The organism is Pyxidicoccus fallax, assembly GCF_012933655.1.
Classification (GTDB): domain Bacteria; phylum Myxococcota; class Myxococcia; order Myxococcales; family Myxococcaceae; genus Myxococcus; species Myxococcus fallax.
Window position 1 is genome coordinate 22,006 of sequence record NZ_JABBJJ010000137.1, and the last position, 8,742, is coordinate 30,747.

3 protein-coding genes are annotated in these 8,742 nt (G+C 71.4%); 1 reads left to right on the forward strand and 2 read right to left on the reverse strand.

The annotated features are described in order from the left end of the window. Positions 1–11: 11 nt before the first annotated feature. Positions 12–353 (reverse strand): (2Fe-2S) ferredoxin domain-containing protein, encoded by a 342-nt coding sequence (locus HG543_RS26835; protein WP_169347717.1) that lies wholly within the window; start codon positions 351–353, stop codon positions 12–14. A 604-nt stretch (positions 354–957) separates the two neighbouring features. Between HG543_RS26835 and HG543_RS26840 the strand changes: the two genes are divergently transcribed. Next, positions 958–3,756, forward strand: a complete 2,799-nt coding sequence (locus HG543_RS26840) for a vitamin B12-dependent ribonucleotide reductase (RefSeq protein ID WP_169347718.1) — start codon at positions 958–960, stop codon at positions 3,754–3,756. A 76-nt stretch (positions 3,757–3,832) separates the two neighbouring features. Here HG543_RS26840 and HG543_RS56460 read toward each other — a convergent pair whose 3' ends face one another. Next, entirely contained in the window at positions 3,833–8,656 is a 4,824-nt protein-coding gene (locus tag HG543_RS56460; protein ID WP_169347719.1) for a GspE/PulE/PilB domain-containing protein, read from the reverse strand. Positions 8,657–8,742 lie beyond the last annotated feature (86 nt).

Consider the following 8,742-nt stretch of genomic DNA (forward strand, 5'->3'; position numbering starts at 1 on the left):
CCCCGGACAGGTCAGCTCCCCGCCTTCTCCTTGCGGGAGAACGGCATCATCAGCCGCTCCACGGGGCGGCCGTTGACGAGGTGCTGGTCGACAATCTCCGGCACGTCCTCCACCTTCACGCCGCCGTACCAGGTGCCCTCCGGGTACACGACGACGGCCACGCCGAACGCGCACGTGTCCAGGCACCCCGCCGCGTTGGCCCGCATCCCGCCCTTCAGCCCCCGCTTGTCCATCTCCTCCTTGAACGCGGCGCGGACCTCCTCGGCGCCCTTGCTGGCGCAGCACCCCTTCGGGTTCCCCTCGGGGCGGCGGTTGGTGCAGACGAAGACGTGGCGCTTGTACGGAGGAGGCATGTCCGCCTCCTAACGCGACAGCCGCGTGAAATCGACGGCCGCGTTCACCACCGGACCGCCCACCGTCGGCCCCGGGCTCCGCTTTCTGGCCAGGCCACTAGGCGGGGAGATGATCCATGCACACACTTCCAGCAAACGTCGTCCAGTGATCATGGTCGTTTGCGAAGGAGTGACCATACATGGCTCGCCATCTGCTCTCCAGCATCGCAAAGCATCTGTTGCTACCGCACGGCCATGGCTTTAGATCGGGCGGCTCCGCGGCCCGCCGCTACAGGCAGGCAGCCAGCCGTAGCACCCTGCCTTCTTCTCGCCCGTGCCCCAATTCCTGGTGGGTGTGACAATGCCCAGTACTATTCATGGTGTGGGCCGTTTCTTTGACGGGATTGCCACGAGCGTCGTATTGATCCGCTCGCCCGGCAGTCAGGCGGGCACCTTCCCTGGACACCTTCCGGCGCTCCGCGCCCCTCAGAACGCCTTCCGAGCCCGCTCCCGAGCCCCCCGCGCCCCTGCGCGAGGCCTCTTCAGATCCTGAGCGATCTCGCGAACTTGGCGCTTTGCAAAATTTTGCATCTGGACTCTCAGTGAACCCCGCGGAGGTGGCGACATGGACAAGGAGCTGAGCTCGAAGCCGTCAGTGAACGGGAAGGAGCGACGCAACGGGCGAAAGGGGCGGGCGGCGGCTACGGGAATGAGCGTGGAGCGCTTCTTCACGACCCCGGGCGTGGACCCCGCGGATGAGCTGGCGTGGGAATACCGCAGCGCCAGCATCACCGGCGAGGACGGCAAGGCCGTCTTCGAGCAGAAGAACATCGAGGTGCCGAAGTCCTGGTCGATGCTGGCGACGAACGTCGTGGCGTCGAAGTACTTCCGGGGCACGCCGGGCACGCCGGAGCGCGAGTCGAGCGTGCGCAAGCTGGTGGCGCGCGTGGTGGACACCCTCACCGACTGGGGCACCAAGGGCGGCTACTTCGCCACGGACACGGACCGGGAGACCTTCCACGCGGAACTGACGCACCTGCTCCTGCGGCAGAAGGCGTCGTTCAACTCGCCCGTCTGGTTCAACGTGGGCGTGGAGGCGCAGCCGCAGTGCTCCGCGTGCTTCATCAACAGCGTGGAGGACAACATGGACTCCATCCTCACGCTGGCGCGCACGGAGGGCATGCTCTTCAAGTACGGCAGCGGCACGGGCAGCAACCTGTCCACCATCCGCGGCAGCAAGGAGCTGTTGGCGGGCGGCGGCACCGCGTCCGGCCCGGTGTCCTTCATGAAGGGCTTCGACGCCTTCGCGGGCGTCATCAAGAGCGGCGGCAAGACGCGCCGCGCCGCGAAGATGGTCATCCTCAACGCGGAGCACCCGGACGTCCTCGAGTTCATCCGCTGCAAGTCCAACGAGGAGAAGAAGGCCTGGGCGCTCATCGAGGCGGGGTATGACCCGTCCTTCAACGGCGAGGCGTACTCGTCCGTGTTCTTCCAGAACTCGAACAACTCGGTGCGCGTCACCGACGAGTTCATGAAGGCGGTGGTCAACGACGGCCCGTGGACGACGAAGGCCGTGCGCGACGGCCGGCCCATGGACACGTACAAGGCCCGTGAGGTGTTCCGCGAAATCGCCGAGGCGGCGCACCTGTGCGGCGACCCGGGGCTCCAGTTCGACACCACGGTGAACAGCTGGCACACGTGCTCGGGCACGGCGCGCATCAACGCGTCCAACCCGTGCTCGGAGTACATGTTCCTGGACGACTCGGCCTGCAACCTGGCGTCCCTGAACCTGATGCACTTCCGCACCATCGACGGGGACTTCGACGTCACGGCCTTCAGGCACGCCGTCGACATCCTCATCATGGCGCAGGAAATCATCGTCGGTTTCTCGCGCTACCCCACCGAGCGCATCGAGAAGAACAGCCACGACTACCGGCCGCTGGGCCTGGGCTTCGCCAACCTCGGCGCGCTGCTGATGGCCACGGGCCTGCCGTATGACTCGGCCGCGGGCCGCAACTACGCGGGGGCGATTACGTCGCTGATGTGCGGCCAGGCGTACGCGACGAGCGCGCGCATCGCGGAGAAGCTGGGCGCGTTCGCCGGCTACGCGAAGAACGCGGAGCCCATGCTGGGCGTCATCCGCAAGCACCGCAAGGCGGCGTACAACATCGCGCCGGACGGCGTGAGCGAGGAGCTGTACGCGGCGCAGAAGGCGGCCTGGGACGAGGCGCTGGCGCGCGGCGAGGAGCACGGCTTCCGCAACAGCCAGGTGACGGTGCTCGCCCCCACGGGGACCATCGGCTTCATGATGGACTGCGACACCACCGGCATCGAACCGGACATCGCGCTCATCAAGTACAAGAAGCTGGTGGGCGGCGGCATGTTGAAGATCGTCAACCAGACGGTGCCGCTGGCGCTGGAGAAGCTGGGCTACCCGCAGACCCAGGCGCAGGACATCATCAGCTACCTGGACAAGCAGGAGACGATCGAGGGCGCCCCGCACCTGAAGCCCGAGCACCTGGCGGTGTTCGACTGCGCCTTCAAGCCGGCGCGCGGCCAGCGCAGCATCGGCTGGATGGGCCACATCCAGATGATGGAGGCGTGCCAGCCGTTCCTCTCCGGCGCCATCTCGAAGACGGTGAACATGCCGTCCAACGCGACGGTGGAGGACATCGAGAAGGCGTACCTGGAGGCGTGGAAGCGCGGGCTGAAGGCCATCGCCGTGTACCGCGACGGGTGCAAGCGCACGCAGCCGCTCAACACGTCCAAGGACACGGTGAAGGACACCAAGGCGAAGGTGGCCGAGCCGGAGGCGCAGCCGGCGGTGAAGCCCGAGCCCCGCGCGGTGCGACGCCGGCTGCCGGACGAGCGCCGGTCGATTACGCACAAGTTCTCGATTGGTGGCCACGAGGGCTACCTGACGGTGGGCATGTACGAGGACGGCAAGCCGGGCGAGCTGTTCATCGTCATGGCGAAGGAGGGCTCGGTGGTGAGCGGGCTGATGGACAGCTTCGCCACCAGCGTGTCCCTGGCGCTCCAGTACGGCGTGCCGCTGAAGGTGCTGGTCGACAAGCTCAGCCACACCCGCTTCGAGCCCAGCGGCTTCACGGGCAACCCGGCCATCCCCATCGCCAAGTCGATTACCGACTACATCTTCCGCTGGCTGGAGCTGAAGTTCCTGCCGAAGGAGGACGAGACGGAGGACGCGGTGCTGGCCGCGCCCACGGTGGAGGCGACGCCCGTCGCGAAGCCGGCCGCCCTGCCCGCCGAGGTGGTGACGCCGGCGCTGCCTGTCTCCGGGCTGAGCGCCACGTGGCTCAACCAGGCGGACGCTCCGCCGTGCCACACCTGCGGCGCCATCATGGTGCGCAGCGGCGCTTGCTATAAGTGCGGCAACTGCGGCGCGACGAGCGGCTGCAGCTGAGCCTCGCGCGACGCGCGTGAAGTGAGGAGGGCTCCGGAGCGCGACTGGCTCCGGGGCCCTTCTTCGTTGGGGCGCGCTAGGGGAGGCGGTCGTAGGCCGCAGCGGCTCTGTTGACGACGCGGGCGAAGTCCTCGAGGAGCGCGCTGTCGACGGGCTCGGAGCCCGGGTCCGCCACGACGAAGGCCATGGGACGGCCCCGGCTTCGGAGCGGGACGACCAGCAGGCGCGACGCGGCCTCGCCGAGCGCGGAGAAGATGGCCTCGTCCTGGGCGCACGTCGGAGCGCTGAAGACGCTCGGGCCGATGCCCGACATGGCGGCCGTGAGGAGCGAGGGGGCCTCCATGTCCACCTTGAGCGCGGACACCACGGAGCTGTCGCTGCCCGGGCCCCAGGCGTGCCCCACCCTCGCGAGGCCAAAGCTCTCGCCGAGCAGGAACGCGCGCCGGAAGCGCCCCGCGCAGTACGCGAGCAGCACCTTGCCGAGCGCGCCCTGCGTCCCCACGGAGTCCAGCGCCGCGAGCACCTGCTCCGCCGTCACCGCGGGCCCGCCGGACGGCGTGTCCGTGGAGGCGCTGGCCGAGGCCAGCAGCGAGGTGACGAGCTCGGAAGGCGCGGCGGGCGGCTGCCAGGGCTGCTGGATGAACTCCCACGTGGAGGCCAGTGGCAGCTCGGTCGACGGAGACGCCGCCCGGGCCACGGGGACAGCCGGGCCGTCGAGGTCCACGGCGCGGTCGGCCCAGGTCGTCTCGGCGACGTGGCCGATGGTTCCGTTGCCCTCGCGGCCCTGCCAGCCCACGAACTCCCACGTCGATGCGAGCTCCATCGTCTCGCCGGAGGAGGCGGGCAGGTCGTCCAGTTCGATGGGCGCGCGGGGCGCGGGAGGCCTCGGCGGGGCCGCGGTGCCGGCCTCGGCGTCCACGGGAGCGTGGTGCTCGGAGGCGCCGTTCGGGAGGCCCGCCGTGACCTCGCTGGCGGGCCCGGCCTCGGCGCTGACCTGAACCTCGGGCACCGGGTGCTGGACGGCCGCGGGGGCGGCGGAAGACTCCGCGCCGGGCGACGTGCCCGCGTCAGCGGCTTCGCCAGGTGCCCCCACCTCCTTCGAGGTGCTCGGCTCGGTGGAGGCCTTCACGTTCTCGTTCGGACCCGGTACCTCGCGAGACTCCTCGCCTTCGCCGGGCTCATCCAGGGGCAAGGCGAAGCCGTAGGCCGTGGTCCGCTCGGTCTCCATCAGCGGTTCGCTGGCCGCGGCGACTTCGCCCTGCTCGTTCAAGTCACTGAACAGGTCGACAGCGTCAAGCTCCTCGCGCGGCTCGGCCTCCGGACTCGCGGTGCCCGACACCGCGTCCTCCCGCTCCTTGGAGGAAGCGGCTTCCGTTCCGGGAATCGCCAGCCGAGCGGTCGTGGATGGAGCCTCACTGTCCGCACCGGCCGCTCGCGCGGCAGATGCTTCCGCGGCGACTGCCCGCTCCGTCGTCGCGGGCTCGACGCCGATGTCGAGGACCTTCGCCAGGGGAACGGCTTCATCGGCGGAGACAGCAGCGCCCTTCTCGGTCGGCTCCGTCTTCGCGAGCGAGGAGCTGACCGGGAGAGCACCGGCGACGGACACGCCTTCATCAGCGGAGGCCACGGCCCCCGGTCCCTTCGGCTTCATCGCCGCGGACTCGAAGACGAGGACCGCGTCGTCAACGGAGCGGGTCTTCTTCGGCTTCGTCGTCGCGGAGGAGTCGAAGACGGCCACCGCATCGTCAGCGGCGCGGGTCTTGTTCGGCTCCGTCGTCGCGGAGGAGTCGGAGACGGCCACCGCATCGTCAGTGGCGCGGGCCTTGTCCGGCACTGTCGTCGCGGTGGAGTCGGAGACAGCCACCACATCGTCAGCGGCGCGGGCCTTGTTCGGCTCCGTCGTCGCGGAGGAGTCGGAAACAGCTACCTCACCGTCAGCGGCGCGAGCCTTGTTCGGCTCCGTCGCGGACGAGTCGGAGACAGCTACCGCATCGTCAGCGGAGCGGGTCTCCGCCAGCTCCGGCCTGGCGGACCCGACGCGGGCCACGTGAGCATCCACGGCGGGTGCCGCTTCCACGGCGGAGCTGGCGTCGACCGGGAGGACATCGGCGACGGGCACCTGTTCAGCGACAAGGGCGGTCCCCTCCCCTCCCGTCGGCGCGGGCTCGGTGGAGGGCTTCGCCAGTTCCGCCATCGCGGGCTCGACACTGGCCGGGAGCGTCTCCGCGGTCGTCGGGCGGGGCGCGGAGGCACTCTCGGCATCCAGTGCCACCGAGGGCTCTCCGGTGGGGGCAATGGCCTCCGGCTCCGGCCTCGCGAGCCCCGGACTTCCGGTGGTGCCTGGGGCACCCACCGGGCCGGACACGCCCAGGTGGGCCTCACGGGCGAGAACCTGCTCCCTCGCGGCCACGGGCACCGTTTGCGTCATCGCCTCCGCGGTCGCGTCATCCGAGCTCCGCGCGGGCGCCGCGACGGCCTCCGCCACCACGGGCGGCACGGAAGAATCGCCCGCCGGCCGCTGCGTCTCCGAAGGAGCCACGGGAGGCTGGGCCGCCGGAGCCTGGCCCGGAGCCCTCGGGACCGCGGGCGACATGCCCGGCGGAACCTGGGTCATTCCCGGCGGCGTCGCCGTCGGCGGACCGGCCACCGGTGCCTTCGGGGCCTCTCCGGGCCGAGGCTGCGCGGCAGGGCCCATCCCCATCGGCTGAGGAGGACGCGCGGGCACGGGCTGGCCGCCCGTCGGCATCCCGGGTCCACGAGCCCCAGGTGGAGGAACCGTTCCTCCAGGAGGAGGCCCCTGTCGCGGAGGCATCCCCGGCTGCGCGCCCATCGGGCCTCCGGGAGGCACCGGCATCATCCCCGGCGCCACGGGTCGTGCCTGCCCCGGCATGGGCGGCCCCCCCGCGCCCGGAGGCATGGGCGGCCTCGCGGCTCCTGGAGGCATGGGCGCTCCCGGCGGACGGGCGCCTGGAGCCATCGCCACCGGAGGAGGCGTCATGCGTACATTCCCGGGCATCGGGCCCGAGGGTGCTCCCGGCGGCTGCGGAGGCCGTGCTCCCTGCGGAGGGGGCATGGCCGCATTCGCCTGTCCCTGAGGAGCGGGCATTCCCCCACCCGGCGCCATCGTCGGCGGCATGCCCTTGGGAGCCATACCAGGAGGTTGCGGCGCCACGCCCGGCGGAGGCGTGGGACGCGCCATCCCCGGAGGCTGCGGCGCGCCAGGAGGACGCGGTGCCGCTCCCTGCGGGGGCATGGGCTGCTGCTGGCCGGGCACCGGAGGCGGAGTCGGCGGACGCGCCGTGCCCGGCGGAACAGGTCCCTGGGGTCCGGGCGCCGTGGGAGGCCGTGCCCCCGCCGCGCCCGTCATTCCCGGAGGCACCGTGGCGGCGCCCGCCGGTGCGGGTCTCGCCATCATCCCCGGAGGCATGGAGGCGCCAGGTCCCTGCGGCCCTTCCGCCCCCTGCTTCGGCGAAGGACGTGACGGCCCCATCGCCTGCGGCGGAATCGGCGCGGGCGTCATTCCCGGCGCCTGCGGAGCGCGATTCACCCCAGGCGGCTGCGGCGGCATCGCCCCCGGACCCGCGGCCTGACGCGCCACCATGCCCGGCGGCTGCGCGCCGCCCGTGTGGCCAGCAGGCACCTCGGCCGAAGCGTCCAATCGCGGCGGGGCGGCCGGCGCCTGTCCAGGCTGTGGCGGCACGGAACGAGCCTCATCGACGGAATCCAACTGCGGAGGAGCTATCGGAGCGGGTGTCAGCTGAGGCGGCACGGAGGGAACTCCATCGACAGATGCAAGCCGAGGCGGCACGGCCTGCGCGAGTTGCGGCGGTACGGGCCGAGCCTCATCGACAGCGGCCAACGGAGGAGGTGCCATCTGCGCCTGCGCGAGCCGCGGCGGCACGGCCCGGCCTCCATCGGCGGGCGTGAGCTGTGGAGGCGCCTCGACACGCGGCACCTCCGTCGGCGTGAGCCGGGGCGGAGCGCCAGGATGCACGGACGCGCCTTGCACCACGGGCGCCTCCTCCTCGACACCCTCCAGCACCGGAGGCTCGGAGCCGGCACCCGCGACCACCGGAACCTCCTCCATCACCTCCGCCTCCAGCACATCCAGCTCCTCCGCGGGCTCGGACTCCGGAGCGAGCCGGGGCGGCTCCATCACCGGAGGCGCGAGCCGCGGTGGCCCCCCGGGTCGCCCGGCCCCGGGCGCCTGCGCTCCTCGCGCCGCGTCCCTGGCGAGCCGGGGCGGCAACGGATTCGCGGGCGGCGCCACCGTGTCCTCGGCCGCCGAGTCATCACTGAGGAACTGTCCCGGAGCGAGCCCGCCGAACATCCCCTCGACGCCCGGTTCGGGACGCACGGGCGCGGGAGGCAGCGGCGCCGCCGGCACACCCACCGCGCCTCCGGGAGCCATGCCCTCGCGAGCCTGCACCGGACGCCTGCTGGGGTCGAACCGGGCGAACCGCGCGTCCCGCTTGATGCCGTAGCGCTTCGCCAGGAAGTAATACATCCGCAGCTCGGGCGCGACGTGCGGGACGATTCGCAACCCGGTGGCGAAACCGAGCGCATCCGTGTCCCGCAGCTCCAGCGGGTTCACCATGGCCACCTTGAGCCGCCGCCCCTCCTGTCCCAGCGGAAAGGCGAGGTGCTTCTCCGCCAGCGCCGCCGGCAGCAGCGCCAGCGTCGCATCCGGCACCGCGTCGAAGTCCGCGTCCTGGGCGGCCGGGTAGCGCGTCTGCTCCCCCAGCACCATGGCCAGCGTGTCGATGTCGAGGATGTCCAGCTCGACGAGGTTGGTGCCCAACCGCCCACCGTGGATGAGCTGGGCCTTGAGCCCCTCGTCGAGCTGCGCCTGCGTGATGAGGCCCTTGCGGACCAGGATCGCTCCAAGCTTTTCGGCCATGCCCCACCGATTGTAGACGGCTTCGCGTCCGGGGACTCCGGGTCCCTCCGCCCGTCGCTTCTTTCCGCTGGCCCGCCCACCGAGCC

Bases quoted from the DNA above. Each gene is read 5' to 3' on its own strand.
- HG543_RS26835 (WP_169347717.1), bottom strand. From the start codon at position 353: ATGCCTCCTCCGTACAAGCGCCACGTCTTCGTCTGCACCAACCGCCGC.
- HG543_RS26840 (WP_169347718.1), top strand. From the start codon at position 958: ATGGACAAGGAGCTGAGCTCGAAGCCGTCAGTGAACGGGAAGGAGCGA.
- HG543_RS56460 (WP_169347719.1), bottom strand. From the start codon at position 8,656: ATGGCCGAAAAGCTTGGAGCGATCCTGGTCCGCAAGGGCCTCATCACG.